We start from the raw sequence: 25,300 nt of genomic DNA, 5'->3' as shown, positions 1-25,300 counted from the left end.
ACTCGACGTTCTGCATCCGTTTGTCGTCGAGCTTCCAGAAGGTGATCGTTCGTGAGTTCCGCCCGCCACAAGGCGCCCGGGGAGCGGAGTGCACGTCGGCGGATCAGGCGACTCGCCGTGCCCGCCCTGGCCGCCACCGCGATCACCGGGTCCGTGGTCGGCGTCGCGCTCGGAGCAGTCGGCGGCGCTCCCGCCCCGGAGCCGGCGGCAGCGTCTGCCGGGCAGTCCCTGGGACGCGTCGTCGTCTCGCAGGACCGGCTCGAGGAGCTCGAGGACCGGCAGCAGAACGTCTCGCGCTCGGCTCGCCGGGTGACGCTCGAGGAGAAGCCGACCGCGGTCGGCCACCGGTACACGACCGTCGCGCTCAAGGTCCGCACCGACCCGCGCGAGAACAGCCGAAGCGTCTCGGTGATCAACGCGCGGGACAAGGTGTGGATCACCGGCGAGAACCGGCACGGGTTCGCCGGGGTCATCTACGACGGCAAGGCGTACTGGGTCACCGCGGACTACCTGGTGCGCACCAGGCCGAAGCCCGAGCCGAAGCCCGAGCCGAAGCCCGAGCCGAAGCCGAAGCCGGAGAGCACCAGCACCAGCAGCAGCAGCACCGCCGACAGCACGAGCAGCGCGGGCTCGGCGAGCAGCGCGGAACCGGCCGGCACCTGCACCGCGACCCCGCCGTCCGGCGTGGTGGCCGGCGCGATGACGGTCTTCGAGGCGGTCTGCTCCCGCTTCCCCTCGATCACGACGTACGGCGGCTGGCGCGGCGACGGCGAGCACGTCGACGGGCACGCCATCGACATCATGATCTCCGGTGAGGCCGGCTGGGCGGTGGCCGAGTACCTGCGGGCCAACGCCGCTGCGTTCAACCTCTACGACGTGATCTACTCCCAGCACATCTACACCCAGGAGCGGTCCTCGGAGGGCTGGCGGGCCATGGCGGACCGCGGGTCCACCACCGCCAACCACTACGACCACGTCCACGTCGCCGTCTACTGAGGGCACAGGCTGTCGGCGTCCCGCAGTAGGGTCGCCCTCGATGGGGTCGAACCAGCAGTACGACGAGCACGCGCGCGCCCGGTGGGTGGACGAGCCGCCGAAGCGTCCCGAGCGGACGCCGTTCGAGCGTGACCGGGCGCGGCTGGTGCACTCCGCCGCGCTGCGCCGGCTGGCCGCGAAGACGCAGGTGGTCGGCCCGCAGTCCGACGACTTCGTGCGCAACCGGCTCACCCACACCCTCGAGGTCGCCCAGGTGGCCCGGGACCTCGCCAAGACGCTCGGCTGCGACCCCGACATCGTCGAGACCGCCGCGCTCGCCCACGATCTGGGGCACCCGCCGTTCGGCCACAACGGCGAGCGGGCCCTCGACGACGTCGCCGGGGCCTGCGGCGGCTTCGAGGGCAACGCCCAGACGCTGCGGATCCTGACCCGCCTGGAGGCCAAGACCCTCGACGGGGCCGGCCGCTCGGTGGGGCTCAACCTCACCCGGGCCACCCTGGACGCCAGCACGAAGTACCCCTGGCCAAGGGCCCGTTCGGAGGACCCGCACGGCTCGCACGCGGACGGCACCGCGCGCACGGTGCGCAAGTTCGGCGTCTACGACGACGACCTCGAGGTCTTCACCTGGCTCCGACGCGGGGCAGACGGACAGCGGCGCTGCCTCGAGGCGCAGGTGATGGATCTTTCCGACGACGTGGCCTACTCGGTGCACGACCTCGAGGACGGCGTGGTGGCCGGCCGGATCGACCTGGCCCGGATGGCCGACGCCGGGGAGCGGACGGCGGTCTGGGCGACGGTGCGCGACTGGTACCTCCCCGGCGCCTCCGACGACGCGCTCGAGGAGGCCTGGAAGACCCTGAGCACGGCGCCGGCGTGGCCCACTCGCGGCTACGACGGCAGCCGCCAGAGCCTGGCGGCGCTGAAGAACCTCACCAGCGACCTGATCGGCCGGTTCTGCACCGAGGTCCGCCTGGCCACCCGGGAGCGGTACGGCGCCGGGCCGCTGGCCCGCTACGCCGCCGACCTGGTCGTCCCGGAGCCCACCGAGCGGGCCATCGCGGTGCTGAAGGGAATCGCGGCGCACTACGTGATGCGCGCCGACGAGCGGCTCCCGCTGCTCGAGCGCCAACTCACGGTGGTCTCCGACCTGGTGCAGCGGCTGCTCGCCCGCGGCCCGGCCGGGCTGCAGCCGGCGTACCGCCTGGACTTCGAGGCCGCCGCCGACGACGCCGCCCGGCTGCGGGTGGTGGTGGACCAGGTCGCCTCGCTCACCGACGCCTCCGCCCTGGCCTGGCACCGGCGCCTGGAGTAGCTGTGGATCCCCGCTCCGGGTGTCCGCAGCGGCCCGTAGACTCGGCGCCGTGGCTGGGCTGATCCGGGAGGAAGACATCGCGCTGGTGCGCGAGCGCGCCCGGATCGACGAGGTGGTCTCCGACTACGTCACGCTCAAGAACGCCGGCGGCGGCTCCCAGAAGGGCCTGTGCCCCTTCCACGACGAGAAGACGCCCTCCTTCCACGTGAACCCGGGGCGCGGCTTCTACTGCTTCGGCTGCGGCGAGGGCGGCGACGTCATCTCGTTCCTGCAGAAGGTCGACGGGCTCCGCTTCACGGAAGCCGTCGAGCGGCTCGCGGACAAGTACGGCGTCCAGCTGCGCTACACCGAGGGCGACGAGAAGCCGCAGCGGCGCGAGCCCAACCAGCGGCCCCGGCTGATCGAGGCGCACAAGCTGGCGGCGGCGTTCTACGTCGACCAGCTGGCCACCTCCGACGCGCTGGCCGGCCGGCAGTTCCTCGCCGAGCGCGGCTTCGACAAGGAGGCCGCCGACGTGTTCGGGGTCGGCTTCGCGCCCCGCGACGGCGACGCGCTCTACCGGCACCTGCGGCAGAAGGGCTTCACCGACGGCGAGCTGGTCACCGGCGGGCTGGTGGCGCAGGGCCGCTCCGGGCACTACGACCGGTTCCGGGGCCGGCTGCTCTGGCCGATCCGGGAGACCAACGGTGACGTGATCGGCTTCGGTGCCCGCCGGCTCTTCGACGACGACCGCGTCGAGGCGAAGTACCTCAACACCTCCGAGACCCCGATCTACAAGAAGAGCCACGTGCTCTACGGCATCGACCTGGCTCGCCGCGAGATCGCGCGGGCCTCCCAGGCGGTGGTCGTCGAGGGCTACACCGACGTGATGGCCGCGCACCTGGCCGGCGTGCAGACCGCGGTGGCCACCTGTGGCACCGCCTTCGGCGAGGATCACGGCCGGGTGCTGCGCCGGCTTCTGCGCGACCACGACGAGTTCCGCGGCGAGATCGTCTTCACCTTCGACGGCGATGCCGCCGGGCAGAAGGCCGCGCTGCGCGCCTTCGAGGGTGACCAGGAGTTCGCCGGGCAGACCTACGTCGCGGTGGATCCCGACGGTCTGGACCCCTGCGACCTGCGGCTGCAGAAGGGCGACGCCGCTGTCCGCGAGCTGGTGGCCCGCCGGATCCCGCTCTACCGCTTCGTGCTGAGCAACGTGGTCACCCGCTACGACCTGGACCGGGCCGACGGTCGGGTGGACGCGCTGCGGGAGGCCGCCAAGCTGGTCTCCGCGATCCGCGACAAGTCCAAGGTGGAGGGCTTCTCCCGGGAGCTCGCCGGCCTGGTCGGCGCCGACGTCGAGCAGGCCCGCGCCGAGGTCCGGCGCGCGGCCGGCCGCCGCCCCGCCAAGGCGGACGAGCGGCGCCGCCCACCGGCCGCTCCGGCGACCCCGGAGCAGCCGAAGGTGCCGTCGCTGCCGATGCCCGACCCGCGGGACCCGCGCTTCGCCCTGGAGCGCGAGACGCTCAAGCTCGTGGTGCAGCACCCCACCGCCGTCGGCCGGATCGCCCGCGACGTCGACGGCCACGACTTCACCCACCCGGTCTACCGGGCGGTCTGGGAGGCCGTCGGTGAGTGCGGCGGCCCGGCCTCGGCCCCGGCGCCGGAGGTGTGGGTGACCAAGCTCCGCGAGGTGGCCCCGGAGGGACCGGTGAGCCGGACCCTGGCGGCGCTCGCCGTCGAGCCGGTGCTCTCGGCCAAGACCCCGGGCCACGCGTACGTCGCCGCCCACGTCTACCGTCTGCAGGAGCTCACCGCGATGCGCCGGATCGCCGACCTGAAGTCCCGGCTGCAGCGCACCAACCCAGTGGAGCAGGCGACCGACTACAACCGGATGTTCGGCGAGCTCGTCGCCCTCGAGCAGCAACGGCGGGCACTCAGCGAGAAGGCGATCGGCGGCGAGTGATGCGACTGTTCGCACGCGGGCCGGTCGTGCCCGACGAGGTGCTGCGCCGTGCCGGTCTCCCCTCGGGGGAGAAGGTACTGGCCGCCTGTCCGACCCGCGACGCCAGCTGGTTGCTCGGCACCCGCACCGCCTTCGTCGCGGTGCCGGCCGAGGGGGAACCGACGCGGATCCCGTGGGAGCGGGTCGAGTCCGCCGACTGGTCACGCGAGGACGAGCGCCTGCGCGTCAACGAGGTCGGCGACTTCGGTCACCTCCGGCCGGTGCACATCTTCACCGTCGACGAGCCGGCCACGCTGCTGCCCTTCGTCCGGGAGCGGGTCACCGCCACCGTGGTGCTGCAGCGGCGGGTCACGGTGCGCGGCCGTCAGGGCCTGACGGTGATCGGAAGGCGTACCCCCGACGGCGGGGAGATCACCTGGGCCTACCAGCTCGACCCGGGCCTGGACCCCGACGACCCCGAGGTGCGCCGGCTCGCCGAGGCCGGCCTGCGGGCCGCCGCCGAGGAGCTCGGTCTCTCCTAGCCCCCGCCGAGGCCGGCCGACCGCCGACTCTTCGGGGCCGAAAGGCACTTTCGGGCAGGACGGACGGTTCCTCATGCTCGAAAGCGACAGCGTCCCCCGACCCCACGGGAGCGGACATGACCGCGAGTGCAGTCGGCGTCACCACGGCGCTGCTCGATGCCCCCGGTCCGCTGCTGTCGGCCAAGCTGTCGGTGCCCAAGCCGCGCGAGCTGGTGGTGCCCCGCCGCAGGCTGTTCGAGCAGCTCACGGAGGGCCTGAGCAGACCGCTGACCGTCGTCAGCGGCCCCCCGGGCTCCGGGAAGACCACGCTGGTGGCGTCGTGGATCGCGCACGAGCTGGCCCCGGGCACCGTGGCCTGGCTGACCCTGGACGAGGGCGACACCCCGTCGACCTTCTGGCGTTACGTCGTCGAGTCGCTGCGGCGCCACGGCGTCGAGCTCCCGTCCGACCTGGGGGCCCTGCGTCGGCCCATCGAGCGGCCGTTCCTGGAACAGCTCGCGACGGCGCTGGCGGACTGCCATGGGCCGGTGATCCTGGTGCTCGACCAGTTCGAGTCGATCACCAGTCCGGCACTGCTGCGCGACCTCGACTTCGTGCTGACGAACGCGGCGTCCGAGCTCCGGCTGGTGCTGACCACCCGCAGCGAGCCCCGAGCGCTGGCGAGCCGCCGTTCGCTGCGGGGAGAGCTGAGCAGGATCGGCACAGCCGACCTGGCCTTCGACCGGCACGAGGCGGAGGCGCTCCTCGCGCAGCACGGGATCCACCTGACTCCGAAGCTGCTGGACGGACTGGAGCCGCACGTGCAGGGGTGGGCCGCGGGACTGCGCATGTGCGCGACGGCCCTGCGCCGGCAGGACCCCGCCGGGTTCATCGCCTCGCTGCCCTCGGTGCCGACCGGCCTCGCGGACTACCTGGTCGAGGAGGTGCTCGACCGCCGGCCCGGACCGGTCCGCGAGTTCCTGCTCCAGACCAGCGTCGTGGACCGGCTCTGCCCCGACCTCGCCGACGCGCTGACCGGTGGCACGAGGGGCGCCGACCTGCTGGCGAGGCTCGCTCGCGAGAACGTGCTGGTCGAGGCCGTCGACCAGCCGCCCGGCTGGTACCGCTTCCACCCGATGCTGGCCGAGGTGCTGCGCGTCGAGCTGCGCCGCCGCCACCCGGACACGGTGGCCGACCTGCACCGCCGGGCGGCGTGCTGGTTCGCGAGCCGGCTGGCCTTCGCGCCGGTGCTCGAGAACCCGCCGACCGACGCCGACGACGCGATGGCGCACGTGGTCGCGGCGAGCGTGGCGATGACGGCCTCCGACCTCGACCTCGCGATCGCCCGGCTGGACCGCGCCGAGGCCCTGGCCGCCACCGTTCCGGCCGAGGACCGGTCGGTCTTCGACGCCGCCGTCGCCCTGGTCCGGAGCGTCATCGACCGGCGGCTCATCGCAGGGGAGACACCCCGCTCCATGGCGCAAGGTCGGGTCAGCGGCATCTGATTTCGTGGAGCGACCGGCGACTTGCTACCGTATCCCCGGCACGATCCCCTGTAGCTCAATTGGCAGAGCATTCGGCTGTTAACCGGAGGGTTGTTGGTTCGAGTCCAACCGGGGGAGCCACTCGCGGCGGCCTGACTCGCGGAGCTCCGTCTCCGCGGCTCAGGCCGCTGCGCATTTCCCGACTCAGCCGCCCCAGCCGAGCGAGAACACCTCGAACGCGGTGGCGTGCGCGACGCCCATCCGCTGTCCGGTCGCGCGCGACATCCCCTCGAGGAACTCCGCCGGGTCGAAGTCCTCCCAGCCCAGCCCGTCGATGTAGGCCCGGTGCGCCTCCAGCGACGCCACCCCGGCGTCGAAGGTGTCGGTGATGTCGACCCCGTGACGGGCCAGCGGGGACGCCGCCGCCCAGACCTCGCGCACGCCGCCCCAGGGCTCCAGGCCGCCGGCCTCGACCTGGTCGCGGAACACCCACCGGTTCCCGGCATCGCGCACGGCGTCCAGCACGGCGCGTCCGGTGGCGATGTGATCGGCCTGGTTGAGCCCACCACCCTCGCCGAAGGAGTCGCGGAAGTTCCCGGTCACCACGATCTCGGGCCGGTACATCCGCACCACGGCGGCGATCGAGCGGCGCAGGTCGACCCCGTACTCCAGGACACCGTCCGGCAGCCGCAGGAACTCGACCTCGTCGACGCCGACCAGCTGCGCAGAGGTGATCTGCTCCTGCTCGCGCACGCCGCGGCTCTTCTCGGGCTCGAGCCCGTCGATGCCGGCCTCGCCGCTGGTGACCATGCAGTAGGCGACCTGCTTGCCCTGCCCGGTCCAGCGGGCCACGGCGGCGGCGGCGCCGAACTCCAGGTCGTCGGGATGCGCGACGACACACAGCATGCGCTCCCAGTCCTCGGAGAGCGGTTCGAGCGGCGGGGGAGGAGTGCTGGAGGTCTCGGTCATGACCCCCAGGGTGCCTCAGCCGCCGTTGGAGGAGAAGTGCTGGTAGTCGGGGTGGGACCAGCGGGCACCCCACAGCCAGCCGTCCGCCCGCATCCTGCCGGCGACGACGCCGCCGGAGAGGATCATGCCGCGCCGGTAGGGCGAGCGGTCGAGGTAGCTGCCGGAGCCGCTGGGGTAGACCTGGCTCCCGGTCACGTAGGGATTCTCGATGGTGTTGATGTCGATCGCGTTGCCGTAGGAGTGCTGCGAGACCCGGTAGGGGTTGCCAGTCACGGGTCGGCAGTTGAATGCCGACGTGTTCCCGGCGCGCATGGCAGCCTTGTCCGACTCCATCGGGGTCCGGCTGCCGCCGGCGTAGTAGGCGTCGGTGGGCTTCATCTTGCGGACCGGGAAGCGCTGGTTGATCGCCGCGGTGAAGACCCGGACGATCGTCGGCGCCGCGGACGCGCGCACCACGATCGTGCCGCGGCTGATCCGGCCGCGGTAGTCGAGCCGGTTGATGCTCACCTTGCGCAGCCCCGAGGGCGCGACCGGGCAACCGGGCCGGTAGGAGTAGGGGACCTGCGAGGCGGTCAGCGGGCCCGAGACCGACGCGTCGGCGCGGACCACGACGGTGCGGCGCAGCGTCGCGGAGACCGCCCGAGTGCCGTCGCGGAGGGCGACCTTGGCGCGGAACACCACACCGCCGGGGCGGTTGGTCTGGAACGGCACCGACCAGCGTCCGTCGGCGTCGGCGGTGGTAGTGGCGAAGCGCGACCAGCCGTCGGGGGTACGACGCTGCACGGTGACCGCCGACCCGGCAGAGGCGCCGTCGGGGAGCACCCGCCCGCTGATCGCGTAGCGGCGCAGCGCCACCGGGTCCGAGGCCAGGTGGATCGACACCTGGCGCGCCGGGGCCGCGACGACGTGGACGGTGAGGTCCCCGACCGCGGTGAGCCCTTCGGGGTCGCTGACCGTGTAGTGCAGCGTGAAGTCGCCGGCGTCCCCGATCCCCGCGGTGAAGGTGACGTCCCGGTCGGTGAACGTGACCCGGCCGCCGGCCCTGCTGGCGTCGACGACCCGCAGTGCACCGGCTTCGGGGTCGGTGTCGTTGGCCAGCACGTCGATCTGCACCGACCCGCCGGCGTCGACCGACGCCTCGTCGGCGCCCGGGACCGGCGCCTGGTTCGTCGGCGGCGGCGGGGTGGACTCGTCGGCCGTGGGGGAGGGGACGTCGCTGGGGGAGCTGCTGATAGACCCGCTGGGCGATGCGCTGGACGATGCGCTGGACGATGCGCTGGACGACGTACCCGGGGCCGGGGTGCCGTCCTCGGCCGCCGCCATGCCGATCGGTCCGGCGGCGAGCAGCCCCAGCAGCAGACCCGGGAACAGCAAGCGGTGGTGGCTCATGGACGGGGCCTTTCGTGGTTCATCGGCTGAAGGCGCCGGTGAGGCGCTGCAGTCCTCGGGCGGTGACGGGCGGCTGACCCAGCGCGGAGTGGACCGCGACCAGGCTGACCCGGTCCCCGTCGAGCGCCGCCAGCTCGGTCCACGGGTCGGAGTCGGGGGTGCGGTCGGAGACGAGCAGCCGGCGGGCCGTGCGCGCCTGGCCGACGAGCAGCCCGACGCCGGCCGAGTCGGTGCTGCCGACGCAGGCCCGGATCGCGTCCGCTCGCAGGTCGAAGAAGCGCCGCGCGTCGGAGGCGTCGGCGAACGAGGCGCGCAGCGCGATCACCGGGACGCCGGCGGCGGTGTAGTCGACCTCGAGCACGTGGGCCGGCAGGGGAAGGTCGGCACGCGGGCAGCCCATGGGTACGGCGGCCAGCACGACCTCGCGGGGGTCCCTGGCGAGGGCCGGTGTGCCGTTGCCGGCGTACCCCTCCTCCGCGTCCCCTGGGTCGACCGCGTAGGACCAGTCGGGTCCGAGCTCGACCGGCCGCGGGAACGACTTGCGGCTCAGCGGTCCGGAGCGGGTGCCCGGTGTCGCCATGGAGCCGGGTCGTGGCGCGCCGGAGGAGGGCGGCGGGGGCGCCGAGGCGTCCGGGGAGGGCGGGCTCGACGCGTCGTTCGTCGTCGAGGTGGACGAGGCCGGCGTACCAGGCTCCGCCGCGGAGTCCGAGCCGCTGCACGCAGCCAGCGTGAGGGCGCAGACCGCCGCCACCGCGATGCACAACGCGCGAGGCGATCCCGAGCTCACCGGCTCAGCGTACGGGGCACATGCCCCGCAACGGGCGAAAGTGCGTGTGCGGGGTGTCGCCGCTGGGTAGGTGCTCCTCATGAGCCCACACATGGAGGAACGCCCCATCCAGGTCGACGGCGCACCAGCGCAGGAGGGCCTCTCGCGGGCCGACGTGGCCGACCGGCTGAAGAAGGATCCCGAGAAGCAGCGCAACCGCACGGACCCCGACCAACCGGTGGAGGACCGCACCGAGTGACCCCGGTAGGGTCGGCTCCGCTGCGCCGGTCGTCGTGCCGGCGCGCGGGGCGGTAGCTCAGTCGGTCAGAGCAGAGGACTCATAATCCTTGGGTCGTGGGTTCGAGCCCCACCCGCCCTACTCCGCTGACCTGCGGTTTCGCGTCTCAGGTCCGTGGGGGATCGACGACGTCGAGAAGGATCAGCGCGACGTCGTCGTCGCCGCCGCCCCACTGCTCCATCAGCTGGTCGCAGAGCGGCTCGACGGGCACGTGGATGGTGTCCTCGAGAACGCCGGCGAGCCGGTCCATCGCCAGAGTCATGTCCTCACCTCGTCGCTCGACGAGGCCGTCGGTCATCAGGAGGATCCGGGCGCCCGTCGGGCGCGGCACGACCAACGGCTGGTCCGGCGGGTAGTCCACGCCCAGCAGCGAGCCGCCGTGGTCGACGTACTTCGCCACTCCGTCGAGGACGATCAAGGGGGGAAGGTGGCCGGCGTTGGCCACGACCAACGTCTGGTGGTCGGCGGAGAACATCAGCAGGCACACGGTGGCGGTCATCTCGTCGTGGCCGCGCATGAGGATGCCGTTGACCCGACTCAGCACCTCGGCGGGGGTGAGCCCTTCGTACGCATATGCGCGGAGCGAGTAGCGCAGCTCGGCCATGACGACGGCCGCCTCCAAGGAGTGGCCTTGAACGTCGCCGATCACCACCACGGTGCTGCCGTCGTCGACCTGGAACGCGTCGAAGAAGTCCCCGCCGACCTCCGCTTGCTCGTCGGAGGCCGTGTATCGGGCGGCGATGACCAGCCCGGGCAACGACGGCAGGTTCGCCGGCAGGAGGCTGCGTTGCAGTGCGAGCGACGTGCGGTGCTTCTCCAAGAAGACCAGGAGGTTTCCCAGGGTGACCGAGACGGTCTGCACGAGCCGCCCGAGCAGCATCTCGTCGTCGTCTCCGGCGAGGGCGGGCGCCGGGACAAGGATGAGCCCGACCTTCTGGCCCCTGTTGTGGACCGGGGTGATGCGCCAAGGACCGTCGTAGCAGCCGGCCAGGAGCGTCTTCCACGGGGCGTCGGCGGCGTGGATCTCGGACGACTGCACCGCCCCCTGCAGCAATGCCGCCGCCAGATCGATGGACAGCTCCCAGGTCGAGGTGGTCCCCGCCGCGTCCGTTCGCGCCGCCGTCGCCGGGTCCGGTGCATTGACCAGCACGACGAGGCACTCGGTCTCGAGCACCCGGGCGGCGGCCTCCGAGGCGGCCGCAGCCACCCGTACGGCGTTGAGCGCGACGTTGATGCGCAGGCTGGCCGTCGCCAGCTGCTGCAGGCGGGCGGTGAGCCGCTCGGAGGAGCGGCGCGCCTTCGATGAACGCAGCAGCGAACGGACCATCGAGATCATCTCCACGGGCTCGATGGGGTCCACCATGTAGGCGTCCGCACCATTCTCCAGGCCGGCGCTGCGGTCCTCCGGCTCCACCGCGACGGCTGAGATGTGCATGACCGGTGTCGCCGCTGTGTGGGGGTCGCGCTTGATGATGGCGCACACGTCGAGTCCGGTCATGTCGGGCAGGTGTACATCGAGGACGGCCAGGTCGATGTCGCCGCCCTGGGCGATCTCGATGGCCTGGGCCCCGGTCTCCGCCTCCAGCACGGTGAAGCCCTCTCGGCGGAGCCAGCTGGAGATGACGTACCGCTTGGCCGGGGTGTCGTCGCAGACCAGCACGCAGGCGTCGAACGGGCCCTTCATGGTTCCGGGTCCTCGCGCGGCGCGGCGTCCGGTGGGCCGTGGACCGGCACCTCCACGACGAACGTGCTGCCGCCGACAGGGGTACCGGACAGACGGACGTCGCCCCCGAGGATCAGTGCGACCCGGCGCGCGAAGGGAAGGCCCAGGCCGGAGCCCCGGCCTCCCGCGCGCGGCGGGGTGCGCACCTGGAAGAACTCCTCGAAGACATGGGTCCGGTCCTCCTCGGCGATTCCGATGCCCGTGTCGTGCACGGTGAAGCGGACCGCTGAGCCATCGCGCTCCGTCGACAGCCGCACTTCGCCGACCAGCGTGAAGTTGGCCGCGTTGCTGAGCAGGTTGCGCAGCACGTGTCCGAGGAGGGTCGGATCGGACCTGATCGGGCCGACCGGGCTCGGGTCCTCGACGACCAGGTCGACGCCGTCGGCCACCAGCGGCGCGATCGTTCCCCGCAGGTCATCGAAGAGCGCCCGGAGGTCGACCTCCTGCCACCGCGGTTCGATGCGTCCCGACTCGGCTTTCGCAAGGTCGAGGAGGTCGTTGACCAGCCGGATCAGATCGCGCGCACTGGTCTCGATGAAGAAGATCTGCTGGCGCTGCTCCTCGGTCAAGGGATCGGCCGACTTGTCCAGGAGCAGCCGAGCGAGTCCCAGGACCGAGTTGCCGGGAGTCCTCAGCTCGTGGCTGATGTAGCGCAGGAAGCGGGTCTTCGCCTCGCTCGCCTCCCGGAGCCGACGGTTCTTGTCGTCGATCTCGGCGTAGAGCGCCACGACTCCCTGGTTCGTGGTCTCCAGCTCGCCCGAGAGCTCCTCGTAGAGTGCGACCACGCCCCGGTTGGTCTCCTCGAGCTCCTTGTTGACCGACACCAGCTCGTCACGCCGGGCCCGCACCTCCTCCAGCGCTGTGACGAGCTCCCGGTTCTGGGCGCGGAGCTCGTCGAGGGGATCGCGCCACATGGTCGACGACACGCGCTGCTGCAGCTCGGTGCGAGCCTTGTCACCGAGCTCCACCACTCGCATGACCTGCTTGACGAGCGTGAGGACGGCATGCCCATCGGGGTCGGTGGTCAGCGTCACGGTGTCGACGAGCCGCCGGGCGGCGTCGACCCCGCCGGTGTCTGCCTGCTGGCGACGCAGCGCCGGTTCCTGCCCTGAGGTCACCAGCTCGACGAAGAACAGGTCGGGGGTCCTGACGCTGAACGTGACGTCCCCGCCACCGGCCGCGACGACGTCACGGCTCACCTCACTGAGCGCCGTCGCGATCCGGACCTGGTCCAGGTCGTCGAGGCCGACGGCGGCGGCCACCTCACGACCGGCCTGACGAGCAGCGAAAACGTCACGCTCCTCGCGCAGCTCGAGGGTGTAGATCGGTTCGCTCATGCCCCTCCCGCCTTGGCGACGAGCACGCTGGCGTCGTCGCGGACGTTCGCGGCCTCGCGGATCAGGGTCGCCGCGAGCACGAGCGGAGTGTGCTCGAGAACCCCTGGATAGTCAGCGATGTCCCACTTCTCGCTGAGGCCATCGCTGTGCAGCACGACCCAAGCACCCGGCACGACGTCGTAGACCGTCTCCCGGACAGCGAGGGCGTTGTGTCCGACAATGCCGGGATAGGTGGCCAGGCTGCGCATCCGCTCAGCGGTGACGATCCTGCCGGTGATGTTGCCGATCCCGCTGTAGGTGAGGCGGCCGACCCCCAGGTCGAGGTGACCGATCGCGGCTGCAGCTCCTCGGGTGTGGGACAGGCCGCGGTGCAGCTCCGTCATCAGCGCACCCGGCGACACCTGGCGGGAGTCACGGAAGATTCGCGTGGCCGCCGTCGCTGCGCGGGCCGCGAGGGGGCCGTGCCCAAGTCCGTCGACCGACAACAGCAGAAAGCCGTCCGGGACCTGGCGCACGGCATAGGCGTCGCCGCACTCGCTCTCGCCGGCCAGCGTCCTGGTGAGACCGGCGGTCAGCTCCTCGGTGTCGGGCGCGTCCTGCCAGAAGCTGGCCGTCACCACCGTCCCCCGGCCAGGAACGGAGTGCACGTCGTAACGACTGGACAGTCGACGTACGGCGCCCAGCCCGATGCCGAGGGTGCCCGTTGTGGAGGTCCCGTTGCCGAAGAGGCCGCGGACGTCACGCATGCCCGGCCCGTGGTCCAGGGCGACGATCTCCACGCCGCCGACCCCGCCACGCCACAGGGTGCGCAGAACGACGACCCCTTCCCGGGCGTGCTTGACCAGGTTGGTCGACAGCTCGGTCGCCACGATCGCGACCTCGCCGGTCCGGGCCACGTTCAGCCCCATCCGCTGTGCCAGGTCGACCACGCGTCGCCGCACCGTTCCTGGCCCTGTGTCGTCTTCCACCCGGAGCCAGACGACGTCCTCGGCCACGAGGGCGCCGCCGTCGCTTCGTTCCGGAGGGCTCATGGCGACCACTTGACGACACTGACGGTGGTGCCCACCCCAGGACTGGACTGCAGGTCGAAGTCGTCGACGAGGCGCCGGGCGCCGGGCAGCCCGAGGCCCATGCCGGTGCCGCTGGACCAGCCGTCGGTCAGTGCGAGGGCGATGTCTGCGATCCCCGGTCCCTTGTCGGTGAACGTAGCCCGGACACCCCTTCGGTCACCTTCGGTCACCAGCTCGAGCTCGGCGGTTCCGCCCCCGCCGTAGAGCAGAGTGTTGCGGGCGAGCTCGCTCACGGCGGTCACGAGCTTGGTCTGGTCCACCAGGGAGAACTCCGCGCTCACAGCGAGCGCGCGCGCCAGCTGTCGGACGCGGACCACATCCGCATCCGAGTGGAGCTCGTGGGTCTCGCGGGGATCGACCGAGATCGACGCGTTCATCAGCCGGCCGCGGTCCCGCCGGTGTCGTCGTCGGTCCCGGCGATCTCCTCCGCCTTCACCTGCTCACCGGTCAGCATGGCCAGCCCACGGTCCAGGTCGAGCGCTGTGCGGACACCCGGCAAGGAGAGCCCCAGCTCGACGAGGGTGATCGCCACAGCCGGGCGCATGCCGACGACGACCGTCTCGGCGTCCAGAACTCGCGACACGGATGCGACCGTGTTGATCATCCGGCCGACGAAGCTGTCCACGATCTCCAGCGCCGAGATGTCGATGAGCACACCATTCGCCGAAGTCTCGACGATGCGTGCGGCGAGATCCTCCTGGAGCGCCGTCGCGATGCGGTCCTGCAGGTCGAACTGCACGGACACCAGCAAGATGTCACCGATGCGCAGGATAGGGATTCGGTCCATCAACGGTCCTCAGGCCCGTTGACGCTTGACGACATCGTTTCCGGACCTTCGCAGCGCAAGGAGCAGGGCGTCCGCGAGGGAGGCCTTGGTGGAGACGTCCCCGAACTCGATGCCCAGGCCGACCATGGTTTGGGCGATCTGTGGACGGATCCCCGAGATGATGCACTCGGTGCCCAGCAGTCGGGCTGCCCTGACTGTCTTCAGGAGATTCTGCGCCACTTGGGTGTCGACCGCCGACACGCCGGTGATGTCGATGATGGCGTGCTCGGAGCCTGTGCTCACCAGCGTCTTGAGAAGCGTCTCCATGGCGACCTGGGTGCGTGCGGAGTCCAGGATGCCTACCAGGGGGAGAGCGACGATCCCCTCCCACAGCTTCACCACCGGCGTGGAGAGCTCGAGCAACGCCTCCGTCTGGCCGGCGATCACCGACTCCCGAGTCTGGGCGTAGGTGTCCAGCATGTACAGCCCGAGATCGTCGACGAACCGGGAGAACTCCGCGAAGAACTTGTAGCTCGCCAGGTCGCCCTGAGACTCCAGCAGCTCGAGCACGGCTTGCTTGACTGCGAACACGCCGATCGCGGTCTCCGTGGGGCTGAAGCCTTGGCGGACGCGGGTCCGCGCCACGTCAGCGAGGAGGGCCCTCAGGTCGGAGAACGCGCTGTCGGTGAGGTCGTGATCCTCGACGTGCGGGGCATCGGCGAGGGCCTCGAACATCTCGCGAACGTCCCGTTTGAGCTCGGTCTGGGTGATCCGACCGCCCAGCGACTGACCGGCGACCTTGCTCCAGCGCTCGATGATCTCTTCGCGGTTCTCCCGGATTGTTGTCCAGCCATCGGAGGCGGAAGCGATGGACATACCTGACACTCCAATTCATCCGGAGCACCCCCTTGATCGGGATCACTCCCATAGTTGCACGCATGCTCAGGGAGCGGATCAGGAAACGGCATCGGAGGTGAAGGCGCGGGGTGTCATGACGGCCGGTCCTGCCGAAGACGGGCCGCCCCCAGCCTGAGCTGAAGCCGCGAATTGCCCGAACGTGGTCCTTCGACTCGCTGGAGGCCGCTGATCTGGCCCCTCGAGCTGGCCCAGGGGGGACTGACTTCCCTGGCAGCCGGACGCTGGGGCAGGGCAAGAGTTGGAACTACCAACAACCGCGGACGTCCGCGCGGGCGGACGGGCCGCTCCCGTCCCCGAGGGGGAGTCTCATGAACCACACCGCTCGACGTTCGACCGCCGCCGCCGTGATCGGCCTGCTCGCCGCTTCGTCCTCGCTGGTGGCCACCGCGCCCAGCCAGGCCACGACCCTCGCACCGAGCCGGGTCACGGTGCAGTCGACCGACTACACCCCGGCCTCCGGCCAGACCTTCAGCCTGTACGGCGCGGTCTGGTCCGAGGGCGTGCGCGTGCCGGCGACCGTCCGGGTGAAGACCTACCGCCACGGCGAGTGGGTCCAGCTGGCCGGAGCGGTCATGCACACGAACCGCGTCGACCAGTACCGGATCCGCATCATCTTGCAGATGAAGGGAGAGCGGCTGCTGCGCGTGGTCGGCCGTCCCGACGACACCGGCATCAGCACCGCCCGCAAGACGATCACCGTCACCGTGCACTGAGCCGTCGCGTCCGGACCCGCCGGGAGGTCGGAAGGTCGGGAGTCAGCCCTTTCCGGGGCGGGCCGACTTCTGACCGCGGTGCGCGGCCGGGCTCGGTGCAGGCGTCTTGGGCAGCAGGAGGGCCGCGACGAGGCCGACCAGTGCGACGGCGGCCAGCACGATCATGGCGGCTGCGTAGGCACGACTCGGCGTGGAGGAGATGCCCGCGACCAGCACGGTGCCGGCGATCGCCGTACCGAGCGAGGACCCCAGGTTGGAGACGCTGCGGGACAGACCGGAGATCTCTCCCTGTCGGTCCTCCCCGAAGCTCGACTGAACGATGTTCACCGACGGGGTCAGCATGCCGCCGACCCCGAAGCCGATCAGGAACAGGCCCGGGGCGAACGCCCACGGGTTCGGTGACCCCTTCACCATGACCAGCAGCACGGCGACGCCGACGACGGTCACGAGGAAGCCGGCGACGATCAGGGTCCGCTGGCTGCGACGCCGGGCGAACCGCTCGGCCTCGAGCGAGGCCGCCAGCAGGCCCACCGTGGCCGCGGTGAAGATCACGCCGGTCTCGATGGCGTTGTAGCCGCGGACCACCTGCAGGTACGCCGAGACCACGAAGGACGCGCCCATCAGCATCAGCCACTGGGTGTTCTGCGTGACCAGGCCCAGGTTGGAGGTGCGGTTGCGGAACAGACTGGTCGAGAGCAGCGGTTCCTTGCCGGCCCGCTCCTTGGCGCGTACTCCGAGGAAGAACCACAGGAGCAGCAGGGCGCCGGCGGCCATCAGCCCGACCATCAGCCAGCCGCTGTCGTCGGCGCTCATGATGCCCATCACGACGAGCACGAGACCCAGGGCGGACAGGATCGCGCCGCTGGTGTCGAAGGACCGCGTGGGGTCGGCGGGGAGCGGGTCCACCACGTGCCGGCTCAACCAGAGGATGGCCACGATGACCAGCGCCTGGAACACGAAGGCCGCCCGCCAACTGATCGCGGTGGTGATCAGCCCACCGATGAGCGGGCCCGCCGCCGCGCCGACGCCGCCCGCCGCGCTGATGGTGCCGAACGCCTTGGCCCGCGCGGTCACCCCGGTGTACAGCAGCGTGGTCAGGATGTAGACCGGTGGGATCAGCAACGCGGTGCCGACTCCCTCGAGGATCGAGTTGCCCAGGATGAGGACCCCGAGCCCGGGCGAGACCGCGCTCAGGACCGCGCCGACGCCGTAGAGGGCGAGACCTGCGGTGAAGCAGCGCTTGCGGCCGTAGCGGTCGGTCAGCTTGCCGCCCGGGATCATCAGCGCCGCCATCACCAGCAGGAAGATCGTGATCGCCAGCTGCACGCCCTGCACGGTGGTGTCCAGGTCGCGGCTGATGTCGTTGATCATCACGTTCATGTTCGAGCCGGCGAAGCTGCAGATGAACTGCGCCAGCGCCAACGGGACGAGCACGCGTCGCAGCGCCTGCGCGGAACGATCCTGCGTGACATGCCCGGCCATCTGCACCCACCCCTGTCGTGACGAGAGACCGACCGTACGGCGACGACCCCCCGCGCTCGCGTCACCCGGAGCGGGTGAATCGCTGACCCGGCGAGCGACCACCGGACCCCCGGGGTGGGACCTTCTGCCCCTGCGGCGGCGCCCGGTCGGTCCTAGCGTGACCATGAGGGAGAGCAGGTCGTCATGGTCGAGTTCATGCGCAACACGGACGCGTTCGCACTGGGGATGGAGGCGGACGCGAGACTCCGGTCGACGGTCGTCTCGGTGATCCTGTTGGACCGGTCCCCGGACTGGCAGGTCCTCTGCGACCGCTTCGAGCGGGTCGCACGGTTGGTGCCGATGTTCCGGCAGCGGGTGGTGCCCACGCTGCCCCCGGCGCCGCCGCGGTGGGTGGTCGACCCGGACTTCGACCTCCGCTACCACCTACGCCGCATCCTGGCTCCGGCTCCCGGCACGTTCGACACCGTCATGGAGATGGCCCGGCGCGCGGAGATGGACGAGTTCGACCACGCCCGGCCGATGTGGGGAGTCGTGCTGGTCGACGGGCTGTCGGACGGCGGGGCCGCCCTCGTGGTCCGGTTGCACCACTCCCTCGCCGACGGCATCGGCGGGGTGCAGATCTCCCGGCTGCTCTTCGACCTGAAGCGCAAACCGCGAGACCTCGGCCCGATGCCGCCGGTGCCCCGGAGCCCGGGCACCGGCGCGATGGACGGGTTGCGCGGCGCGTTGCAGTACGACGCCGCGCTGGCCACCTCGCTGGTGCGGGGTGCGCTGGCCACGCCCGCCCGTGTCGTGGGGAGCGTGCGGCACCCGCGGGGCAGCGTCCGCTCGGCGCTGGCCACCACGGCGTCGGTGTACCGGACGGTGCGTCCGATCAACGACACCTCCTCGCCGATCATGCGGCGGCGTCGGATGATCCGTGAGCTGGGCGTGCACGAGGTGCCGTTCGCCGCGCTCAAGGAGGCGGGTCACCGCGCCGGTGGCAGCCTCAACGACGCCTTCCTCGCCGGGGTGACCGGCGGACTGCGGCGCTACCACGCCGAGCACGGCGCCGACGTGGGCGAGCTCCGGGTGACCATGCCGATCAGCATCCGCACCGAGGCCGACGCCGTCGGCGGGAACCGGCTGACGCTCATGCGCTTCGCGCTGCCGGTGGGAGTGGTGGACCCCGCGGAGCGGATCAGGCAGATCCATGTCCGGGCGTCCGCCGCCCGTGCCGAACGGTCCCTGCCGCACACCCAGGCGATCGCGGGTGGGCTGAACCTGCTGCCGCGCTGGTACGTCGGCGCGATCCTGCGCCACGTCGACTTCCTCGCCAGCGACGTCCCGGGGCTGCCGGTCGCCGCCTACATCGGCGGCGCCGCCGTCCGGATGCAGTACGCCTTCGGCCCCACCATCGGAGCGAGTGTCAACGTCACGCTGATGACGTACGTCGACACCTGTGCGCTCGGCATCAACGTCGACACCGGGGCGATCCCGGACTTCGACGTCTTCCGCACGTGCCTGGTAGCGGGCTTCGACGAGGTGCTGGAGCTCGCCGGCGCCGCGCAACCGGCCCGGGAGAAGACCTCCGATGCCCACTGACCACGCCACCGACGCGATCGAGGTCAAGGCTTCCTTCGCCGACGTGCTCGCCACCCTCCGTGACGTGGAGAGCCAGCCGGAGTGGATCCCGGAGATCCTCGAGGCGGAGCTGCTCGAGGTCGACGCGGACGGCCTGGCGGTGACCGCCCGCTTCCGCGCGTCCGCCACCGTCGGCACCGACGAGTACACGCTGTCCTACGCGCACCACGAGGACGGGCTGAGCTGGACGATGGTGAAGGGCCGGCTGCAGACCGGGCAGGAGGGGCGCTACGTGATCCGGGAGGTGGCGCCGGACCGGACCTCGGTGACCTACGACCTCACCATCCACCACAACCTCCCGCTGCCCGGCTTCCTGCGGAACCGGGTGATCAAGGGCCTGGTCGAGAGCACTCTCACCGGTCTGCGCAAGCACCTCGAGGACTGAGCAGCCGCGCGTACTGACGGGCCGTCGCCGGACGAGGGGACCCTCGGCGCCGAGGTACTTCCTCCCGCTGTGCGGTTTCCGTGCGGTTCGCACCCGGCGGGTTGGGTGACTTCGGCGAACCGGGGTTAGCCCGCACGGGGTTTGTCGCCGTTGCGCGATCCGGGTCCAGACTCGGTCGAGGAGGCAGCCATGGTCGTCCGCGTGTTGCAGGCCGCAACCGTCGTGGCGCTCGCCGTCGCGATCGTGACCCCGCACAAGCCGACGCCCGAGCCGGCCTGGGTCGACGAGATCTGCGCCCGGGTCGACGTCTGCTGAGCTCACCCGGTCCGGGTGAGGCGGTCACCGCACCGGTGGCACTACACAGGATGTCTGGAGGCCGTCCGGGCCACCCGACGGAGGAGGGGCGCCATGCCCGAAGGAGTGACCAGCCGCACCACCGGAGCCGATGAGTACAGCGGCGGGGCGGTCGGGATCACCGTCTTCGCCGGGGTGCTGATGATCCTGGTGGGCATCTTCCACGTGATCCAGGGCATCGTCGCCCTCGCCAACGACACCTTCTTCGTGCTGGGCCAGGACTACGTCTTCAAGTTCGACGTGACCGCATGGGGATGGGTGCACCTGATCGCGGGCGTCCTGGTGGCCCTGGCCGGGTTCGCGCTCTTCCGCGCCGCGGTCTGGGCCCGGACCGTGGCGGTCATCCTCGCCTGCGTCAGCATCCTGGCCAGCTTCGCCTGGATGCCGTACTACCCGCTGTGGAGCTTCGTGATCCTCGCCTTCGACATCTTCGTCATCTGGGCGGTGACCGTCCACGGGCGCGACATCGTCGAGCGCTGAGACCTACCCCCACCGAAGGAGGACCCGTGGCCGTCTGGAGCAGGAGCACCACCACCGAGGGAGAGTCGACGATCCTGCCGCGTTTCGCCCGCGCCGGGATGCTGCACGTGCCGAAGCACCGGATCCCGGAGCGGGAGATGCTGGCCCAGACGGCCTACCAGATCGTGAAGGACGAGGTGATGCTCGACGGCAACGCCCGGTTCAACCTCGCCACCTTCGTGACGACCTGGATGGACGACGAGGCGGACCGGCTCTACGCCGCGACCTTCGACAAGAACATGATCGACAAGGACGAGTACCCGCAGACCGCCGAGATCGAGGCGCGTTGCGTGCGGATGCTGGCGGACCTGTGGCACGCCCCGGCCGCTGCGGACAGCACGGGTACGTCGACCACGGGAAGCTCCGAGGGGTGCATGCTCAGCGGTCTGGCGCTGAAGCGTCGCTGGCAGCACGCGCGGCGCCACGCCGGGCAGAGCACGGACCGCCCCAACATCGTGATGGGGGCCAACGTCCAGGTGGTGTGGGAGAAGTTCGCCAACTACTGGGAGGTCGAGCCCCGCTACGTCCCGCTCGAAGGCGACGTCTTCCACCTCACGCCCGACCGGTTGCTCGAGCATGTCGACGAGAACACCATCGGCGTAGTGGCGGTCCTCGGCTCGACGATGGACGGAACCTACGAGCCGGTGGAGGAGATCTGTGCGGCGCTCGACGACTACGAGGCCCGCAGCGGGGTGTCGGTGCCGGTGCACGTCGACGCCGCCTCCGGCGGCTTCGTCGCGCCGTTCGTCCAGCCGGACCTCGTCTGGGACTTCCGGCTGCCGCGGGTGGTCTCCATCCAGAGCTCCGGACACAAGTTCGGGCTTGTCTACCCCGGGGTGGGGTGGGTGCTGTGGCGCGACGCCGAGCACCTGCCCGAGGACCTCGTCTTCCACGTGAACTACCTGGGCGGGGACATGCCGACGTTCGCCCTGAACTTCTCCCGGCCCGGCGCGCAGGTGGTGCTGCAGTACTTCCAGTTCCTCCGGCTGGGCCTGGAGGGATTCCGACTGGTGCAGCAGTCCTGTCAGGACGTGGCCCTGCACGTGGCCCGCACGGTCGAGGCGTTGCCGCAGTTCCGGCTGATCTCCGACGGCCGGGACCTGCCGGTGGTGACCTTCTCGATGAGCCCGGACGTCACCCGGTACGACGTCTTCGACGTCTCGCGCAAGCTCCGCGAGTCGGGCTGGCTGGTGCCGGCGTACACGATGCCGCCGAACCGTGAGGACCTCGCGGTGCTCCGCGTCGTCGTGCGCAACGGCTTCAGCCACGACATGGCGGGTCGATTCCTGCGGGACCTGCAGGCCGCCGTCGACTGGCTCGCGGGACTCGGTGCTCCGATGCCGCGTGAGCAGCAGCCCAGCGGTTTCCACCACTGACCTGACCCGACGGGCTGGCCTGGTGCGTCGGAGGGTCGACGAACCAGAACCGGTGGACGACCACCCAGGCGGACAGCACGGCCACCGACATCGCGACGGCACCGAGCACGTCGGTGGCCCAGTGGACGCCGAGATAGACCCGGCTGACGGCGACGAGGGTGACCACGACGGCTGCGGCCGACACCACGACGGTCCGGGTCCGCGGCGCGGCGCCGACGCTGAACAGCAGCGCCAGCAGCCCCCAGGCGGCCACCGCCTGGGTGGTGTGGCCGGACGGGTACGCCCAGCCGCCGGCGGGGGCGAGCCAGTCGGCCCTCGGGGGACGGGGTCGGTGCACCAGCTCGATCACGACGGCGTGCAGGAGGACCGCCGAACCGTAGACGACGGCGATGTCGACGGCGGGGACCCAGGAGCGTCGTCGCCGGACGAGCGCCGCTCCGGCGACCAGCAGCAGCGGGACCACGAGGTAGGTCGAGCCGAGCCGGGTGACGATCTGGAAGAAGGTGTCCAGCGCGCCGGTCCGGTGCGCGAGGAACCAGCTGTGGATCCCCGGGTCGGCCAGCGCGAGCTCCTCGTTCACGACCACGTCCTGGCTGATGCCCAGGAAGGCCCAGACCGAGCCGACCAGGACCGCCGTCGCGATCGTCAGGCCCAGCCCGGTGGGACGACTCGGGTCGAGCCGGTTCGTGAGCCAGCCGGTCAGTCGCGGATGGCGGGCCCGGGCCCGCCGTACCGGACCGCGGGACTCCAGCCAGCCGAGCAGGCGCCGGCCCTTGTGGGTGCCGGTACGCCGCAGCGCGTATCCCGCCGCGATCGCCAGCACGACCACGGCCAGAGCCCCCAGGCCGATCCGTGAGGCGATGTGCTCCACGTGACGCCAGCTGCTGCCGCCGAGGTAGCCCAGCATCACCGACAGCGTCACCCACCCGACCGCGCCGGCCACGTTGAAGACCAGGAAGGTCCGGTAGCGCAGGCCCGACATGCCGGCCAGCCCGGGGATCATGACGCGCAGCGCCGCGGTGAACCGCCCGAAGAACACCGCCCGGCCACCGCGCTCGGCGAGGTAGACCGAGGCCCGGTCCAGGTGGTCCTGCTTGACCCATCGGCCCACGGTGCCGTCCAGCAGCCGACGCCCGTAGGCGCTTCCGACCGCGTAGCCGACGCTGTCCCCGACCACGGCTCCGACCATCCCGGCCACCAGGACCGCTGCCAGCGGCACCCGGCCCTCGAAGGCCAGCACCCCACCGAGGATCAGCGCGATCTCGCCGGGGAAGAGGAACCCCACGAACGCGGAGGACTCCAGGGCCGGCACCGCGAACACGACCAGGAGGGCCACCCAGCCAGGCAGCGCGAGGATGTGGTTGGCCAGCGTGGTCATCGTGCCTCCACGCTAGGCAGCAAACCTGACCGCAGCCTTAACGCAGCAGAGGCTTCGGTCCCCGCGCCGGAGGTCGAGGTGCACACTCGGGACATGGCACCGGAGTCGGACCGCCCGCCCGTCCCCGCGTCGCGGATGTCGGCCTGGCGGTTCATCGTGTGGTTCGGCATCGTGGCGATGCTGGCCGACGTCGTCTACGAGGGTGCCCGGTCCATCACCGGACCGCTGCTGGCGCACCTGGGCGCCAGCGCGCTCGTGGTCGGGGTGGTCACCGGAGTGGGGGAGTCGGCGGCGTTGCTGCTGCGACTGGTCTCGGGGCCGCTGACCGATCGCAGCGGCCGGTTCTGGGGCTGGACGCTGGCCGGGTACGGGCTCACCGTGGTCAGCGTGCCGTTGCTCGGGCTGGCCAGCGTGCTCTGGGTCGCCTCCGCCCTCGTGATCGCCGAGCGGGTCGGGAAGGCGGTCCGGTCCCCGGCCAAGGACACGTTGCTCTCGCATGCGACGGCGGTGACCGGTCGCGGCCGCGGTTTCGCCGTGCACGAGGCCCTGGACCAGGTAGGAGCCCTGGCCGGTCCGCTGCTGGTCGCCGGGGTGCTCGCCGCCTCGGGCGGCGACTACACCCCGGCCCTGCTCGTGCTGGCCGTCCCCGGTGCGCTGGCCTTCGCCCTGGTGGTCTGGCTGCGGGCGCAGGTGCCCCGTCCGGAGGGCTACGAGGCGGAGCTGGAGCTGCCACCCGCGGCCGGGTTAGGGGTGGACCCGACGGAGGAGCCGGGGTCGGCCCCGGCGCGGCTGCCCGGCCGGTTCTGGGCCTACGCGTCGTTCGCCGGGCTGACCATGGTCGGCTTCTCCACCTTCGGGGTGATCTCGTTCCACCTGGTGACCGACGGCGTGCTCTCGGCGGCCGCGGTGCCGCTGGTCTACGCGGCCGTGATGGTCGTCGACGCGTTGGCGGCGCTGCTGACCGGCTGGCTCTACGACCGGCACGGCGCCTCGGTGCTGGTCCTGCTCCCGGTCGTGGCCGCCGCCGTTCCGGCGCTGGCGTTCTCCGGCTCGGTGCAGGTGGCCGTCGCCGGCGCGCTGGCCTGGGGGGTGGCGCTCGGCGTCCAGGAGTCGACGCTGCGGGCCACCGTGGCCGACCTGGTGCCGCGGGGCCGCAGGGCCACCGCCTACGGGCTCTTCGGGGCGGTGATCGGTGTCGCGGCGGCCGCCGGCGGGGCGCTGGCCGGGGGGCTGTACGGCGTCTCCGTGCCGCTGCTGGTCACGGTGACGGTCCTCCTCCAGGTCGCGGCCCTGCTCGTGCTGCTCGTGACGCTGCACCGTGGCCGGCCCTCCGTCGACGCCGGCCTGCAGGCGTGAGCCTGGCTCAGCGGTGCAGGCCGGTGGTCGAGAACAACCACCACGCACTGGTCAGCCAGGCGAGGACGACCGTGGTGAGCACCAGCGAGCCGGCCAGCGGCAAGGCCCACCGGGGCAGGTTGCGGGTGTGCACGAGCAGCACCTTGGCGGCGAAAGCACCGTAGAAGGCGCACCCGGCGAGCGAGTGCACCAGGGTCCGGGCGGAGAACGGCTCGGGAGCGAACCCGAAGCCGTAGAGGCAGAGCGCCGCCACCGGCAGGGACAGCACGAAGGCGGTGTAGCCGGTGCCGCGGTGCACCAGCCCGAGCCGCCGCGGCGCCGGCGGTGCGCCGGGGAGGCGGCCGTAGAGCCACAGCGCGGTGACCAGCTGGGCGGCGGCGAGCGCCAGGACGACCGAGCCCACCCAGGCCTTGAAGGTGGCCGTGCTGGAGAAGCCGAACGACGGAAGCGACCCGTAGGACGGGCTGTGGAGGCGGCCGTAGACCCCGAGGGCGACCGAGATGCCGGCGCAGACCAGCAGGCCGGTGACCAGTGCTCCCCGCCGTACGGCGGCCGGCTGCTCGCTCGACATCCGAAACCCCTCCCGGTCCCAGTGTCGACCCGTCGTGCGGCTCGGGAGCCCCCCCGCCGAGGTTTCAGTC

The 25,300-nt window shown here is 71.5% G+C and carries 25 protein-coding genes and 2 tRNA genes; 15 read left to right on the top strand and 12 right to left on the bottom strand.

Annotated elements, in window-relative coordinates:
* The first annotated feature begins 117 nt into the window (after positions 1–117).
* The 6 genes from H9L09_RS02215 (at position 118) to H9L09_RS02190 (ending at position 6,378) form a co-directional block, all read left to right on the top strand.
* The gene (locus tag H9L09_RS02215) at positions 118–996 is read left to right on the top strand and encodes a VldE C-terminal domain-containing protein (RefSeq protein WP_187579156.1); all 879 of its coding nucleotides are present in this window, start codon (positions 118–120) and stop codon (positions 994–996) included.
* A gap of 40 nt (positions 997–1,036) precedes the next feature.
* Positions 1,037–2,308 carry a deoxyguanosinetriphosphate triphosphohydrolase gene (locus H9L09_RS02210; RefSeq protein WP_187579155.1) on the top strand — a complete coding sequence of 424 codons (1,272 nt, stop codon included), beginning with the start codon at positions 1,037–1,039 and terminating at the stop codon, positions 2,306–2,308.
* 49 nt (positions 2,309–2,357) lie between these two features.
* Entirely contained in the window at positions 2,358–4,253 is a 1,896-nt protein-coding gene (dnaG, locus tag H9L09_RS02205; protein ID WP_187579154.1) for a DNA primase, read from the top strand.
* The gene (locus H9L09_RS02200) at positions 4,253–4,774 is read left to right on the top strand and encodes a hypothetical protein (protein ID WP_187579153.1); all 522 of its coding nucleotides are present in this window, start codon (positions 4,253–4,255) and stop codon (positions 4,772–4,774) included. Before dnaG ends, H9L09_RS02200 begins: the two co-directional genes overlap by 1 nt.
* Positions 4,775–4,890: 116 nt before the next feature.
* Positions 4,891–6,258 carry a winged helix-turn-helix domain-containing protein gene (locus H9L09_RS02195; RefSeq protein ID WP_187579152.1) on the top strand — a complete coding sequence of 456 codons (1,368 nt, stop codon included), beginning with the start codon at positions 4,891–4,893 and terminating at the stop codon, positions 6,256–6,258.
* Between the two features lie 44 nt (positions 6,259–6,302).
* A tRNA-Asn gene (locus H9L09_RS02190) sits at positions 6,303–6,378 on the top strand.
* Positions 6,379–6,441: 63 nt separating this feature from the next.
* On the opposite strand, the gene H9L09_RS02185 is transcribed toward H9L09_RS02190, so the two are convergent.
* From H9L09_RS02185 to H9L09_RS02175, 3 genes are read right to left on the bottom strand one after another with little or no spacing between them, the layout of a single operon-like run.
* Entirely contained in the window at positions 6,442–7,206 is a 765-nt protein-coding gene (locus H9L09_RS02185; protein WP_187579151.1) for a PIG-L deacetylase family protein, read from the bottom strand.
* 15 nt (positions 7,207–7,221) lie between these two features.
* Positions 7,222–8,595 (bottom strand): M15 family metallopeptidase, encoded by a 1,374-nt coding sequence (locus tag H9L09_RS02180; protein WP_187579150.1) that lies wholly within the window; start codon positions 8,593–8,595, stop codon positions 7,222–7,224.
* A gap of 19 nt (positions 8,596–8,614) precedes the next feature.
* Entirely contained in the window at positions 8,615–9,382 is a 768-nt protein-coding gene (locus H9L09_RS02175; RefSeq protein ID WP_187579149.1) for a hypothetical protein, read from the bottom strand.
* A 79-nt stretch (positions 9,383–9,461) separates the two neighbouring features.
* Here H9L09_RS02175 and H9L09_RS02170 point away from each other — a divergent pair, with 79 nt between their 5' ends.
* Both H9L09_RS02170 and H9L09_RS02165 read left to right on the top strand, forming a co-directional pair.
* A complete protein-coding gene (locus tag H9L09_RS02170) occupies positions 9,462–9,620 on the top strand; it encodes a hypothetical protein (RefSeq protein ID WP_187579148.1) in 159 nt (52 codons plus the stop codon).
* Between the two features lie 46 nt (positions 9,621–9,666).
* Positions 9,667–9,740, top strand: a tRNA-Ile gene (locus tag H9L09_RS02165).
* A 25-nt stretch (positions 9,741–9,765) separates the two neighbouring features.
* Here H9L09_RS02165 and H9L09_RS02160 read toward each other — a convergent pair.
* From H9L09_RS02160 to H9L09_RS02135, 6 genes are read right to left on the bottom strand one after another with little or no spacing between them, the layout of a single operon-like run.
* On the bottom strand, positions 9,766–11,343 hold the full coding sequence (locus H9L09_RS02160; protein ID WP_187579147.1) for a fused response regulator/phosphatase: 1,578 nt from the start codon (positions 11,341–11,343) through the stop codon (positions 9,766–9,768).
* Positions 11,340–12,719 carry an ATP-binding protein gene (locus tag H9L09_RS02155; RefSeq protein WP_187579146.1) on the bottom strand — a complete coding sequence of 460 codons (1,380 nt, stop codon included), beginning with the start codon at positions 12,717–12,719 and terminating at the stop codon, positions 11,340–11,342. Before H9L09_RS02155 ends, H9L09_RS02160 begins: the two co-directional genes overlap by 4 nt.
* A complete protein-coding gene (locus tag H9L09_RS02150; protein ID WP_187579145.1) occupies positions 12,716–13,750 on the bottom strand; it encodes an ATP-binding SpoIIE family protein phosphatase in 1,035 nt (344 codons plus the stop codon). Before H9L09_RS02150 ends, H9L09_RS02155 begins: the two co-directional genes overlap by 4 nt.
* On the bottom strand, positions 13,747–14,166 hold the full coding sequence (locus H9L09_RS02145) for an anti-sigma regulatory factor (protein WP_187579144.1): 420 nt from the start codon (positions 14,164–14,166) through the stop codon (positions 13,747–13,749). The genes H9L09_RS02150 and H9L09_RS02145 overlap by 4 nt, the downstream gene beginning before the upstream one ends.
* Complete coding sequence (locus H9L09_RS02140) at positions 14,166–14,576, bottom strand: STAS domain-containing protein (protein ID WP_187580613.1); 411 nt, start codon at positions 14,574–14,576, stop codon at positions 14,166–14,168. The genes H9L09_RS02145 and H9L09_RS02140 overlap by 1 nt, the downstream gene beginning before the upstream one ends.
* A gap of 9 nt (positions 14,577–14,585) precedes the next feature.
* Positions 14,586–15,431 carry an STAS domain-containing protein gene (locus H9L09_RS02135; RefSeq protein ID WP_187579143.1) on the bottom strand — a complete coding sequence of 282 codons (846 nt, stop codon included), beginning with the start codon at positions 15,429–15,431 and terminating at the stop codon, positions 14,586–14,588.
* Positions 15,432–15,781: 350 nt separating this feature from the next.
* Between H9L09_RS02135 and H9L09_RS02130 the strand changes: the two genes are divergently transcribed.
* Entirely contained in the window at positions 15,782–16,186 is a 405-nt protein-coding gene (locus H9L09_RS02130) for a hypothetical protein (protein WP_187579142.1), read from the top strand.
* 42 nt (positions 16,187–16,228) lie between these two features.
* Here H9L09_RS02130 and H9L09_RS02125 read toward each other — a convergent pair whose 3' ends face one another.
* Positions 16,229–17,668, bottom strand: coding sequence for an MFS transporter (locus tag H9L09_RS02125; RefSeq protein WP_187579141.1), 1,440 nt, complete (start codon positions 17,666–17,668; stop codon positions 16,229–16,231).
* 183 nt (positions 17,669–17,851) lie between these two features.
* Between H9L09_RS02125 and H9L09_RS02120 the strand changes: the two genes are divergently transcribed.
* The 5 genes from H9L09_RS02120 (at position 17,852) to gad (ending at position 21,925) form a co-directional block, all read left to right on the top strand.
* Positions 17,852–19,252 (top strand): wax ester/triacylglycerol synthase domain-containing protein, encoded by a 1,401-nt coding sequence (locus tag H9L09_RS02120; RefSeq protein ID WP_187579140.1) that lies wholly within the window; start codon positions 17,852–17,854, stop codon positions 19,250–19,252.
* Positions 19,242–19,676, top strand: coding sequence for an SRPBCC family protein (locus H9L09_RS02115; protein ID WP_187579139.1), 435 nt, complete (start codon positions 19,242–19,244; stop codon positions 19,674–19,676). The genes H9L09_RS02120 and H9L09_RS02115 overlap by 11 nt, the downstream gene beginning before the upstream one ends.
* Before the next feature lie 189 nt (positions 19,677–19,865).
* A complete protein-coding gene (locus tag H9L09_RS22370) occupies positions 19,866–19,991 on the top strand; it encodes a hypothetical protein (protein WP_281390812.1) in 126 nt (41 codons plus the stop codon).
* A gap of 93 nt (positions 19,992–20,084) precedes the next feature.
* Positions 20,085–20,510, top strand: coding sequence for a DUF7144 family membrane protein (locus H9L09_RS02110; protein ID WP_187579138.1), 426 nt, complete (start codon positions 20,085–20,087; stop codon positions 20,508–20,510).
* Between the two features lie 26 nt (positions 20,511–20,536).
* Positions 20,537–21,925, top strand: a complete 1,389-nt coding sequence (gene gad, locus H9L09_RS02105) for a glutamate decarboxylase (RefSeq protein ID WP_246456208.1) — start codon at positions 20,537–20,539, stop codon at positions 21,923–21,925.
* Here the strand turns inward: gad and H9L09_RS02100 are convergent.
* A complete protein-coding gene (locus tag H9L09_RS02100) occupies positions 21,810–23,303 on the bottom strand; it encodes a bifunctional DedA family/phosphatase PAP2 family protein (protein WP_187579137.1) in 1,494 nt (497 codons plus the stop codon). The genes gad and H9L09_RS02100 overlap by 116 nt on opposite strands.
* A 93-nt stretch (positions 23,304–23,396) precedes the next feature.
* On the opposite strand from H9L09_RS02100, the gene H9L09_RS02095 reads away from it, so the two are divergent.
* Positions 23,397–24,659, top strand: a complete 1,263-nt coding sequence (locus tag H9L09_RS02095; RefSeq protein ID WP_187579136.1) for an MFS transporter — start codon at positions 23,397–23,399, stop codon at positions 24,657–24,659.
* A gap of 7 nt (positions 24,660–24,666) precedes the next feature.
* Here H9L09_RS02095 and H9L09_RS02090 read toward each other — a convergent pair whose 3' ends face one another.
* The gene (locus tag H9L09_RS02090) at positions 24,667–25,230 is read right to left on the bottom strand and encodes a DUF6529 family protein (RefSeq protein ID WP_187579135.1); all 564 of its coding nucleotides are present in this window, start codon (positions 25,228–25,230) and stop codon (positions 24,667–24,669) included.
* Between the last annotated feature and the right edge of the window lie 70 nt (positions 25,231–25,300).

The sequence above is a fragment of the Nocardioides mesophilus genome, assembly GCF_014395785.1.
GTDB lineage: Bacteria > Actinomycetota > Actinomycetes > Propionibacteriales > Nocardioidaceae > Nocardioides_B > Nocardioides_B mesophilus.
Note: the sequence above shows the minus strand (reverse complement) of the source record. Positions and strands in the feature narration are given on the sequence as shown.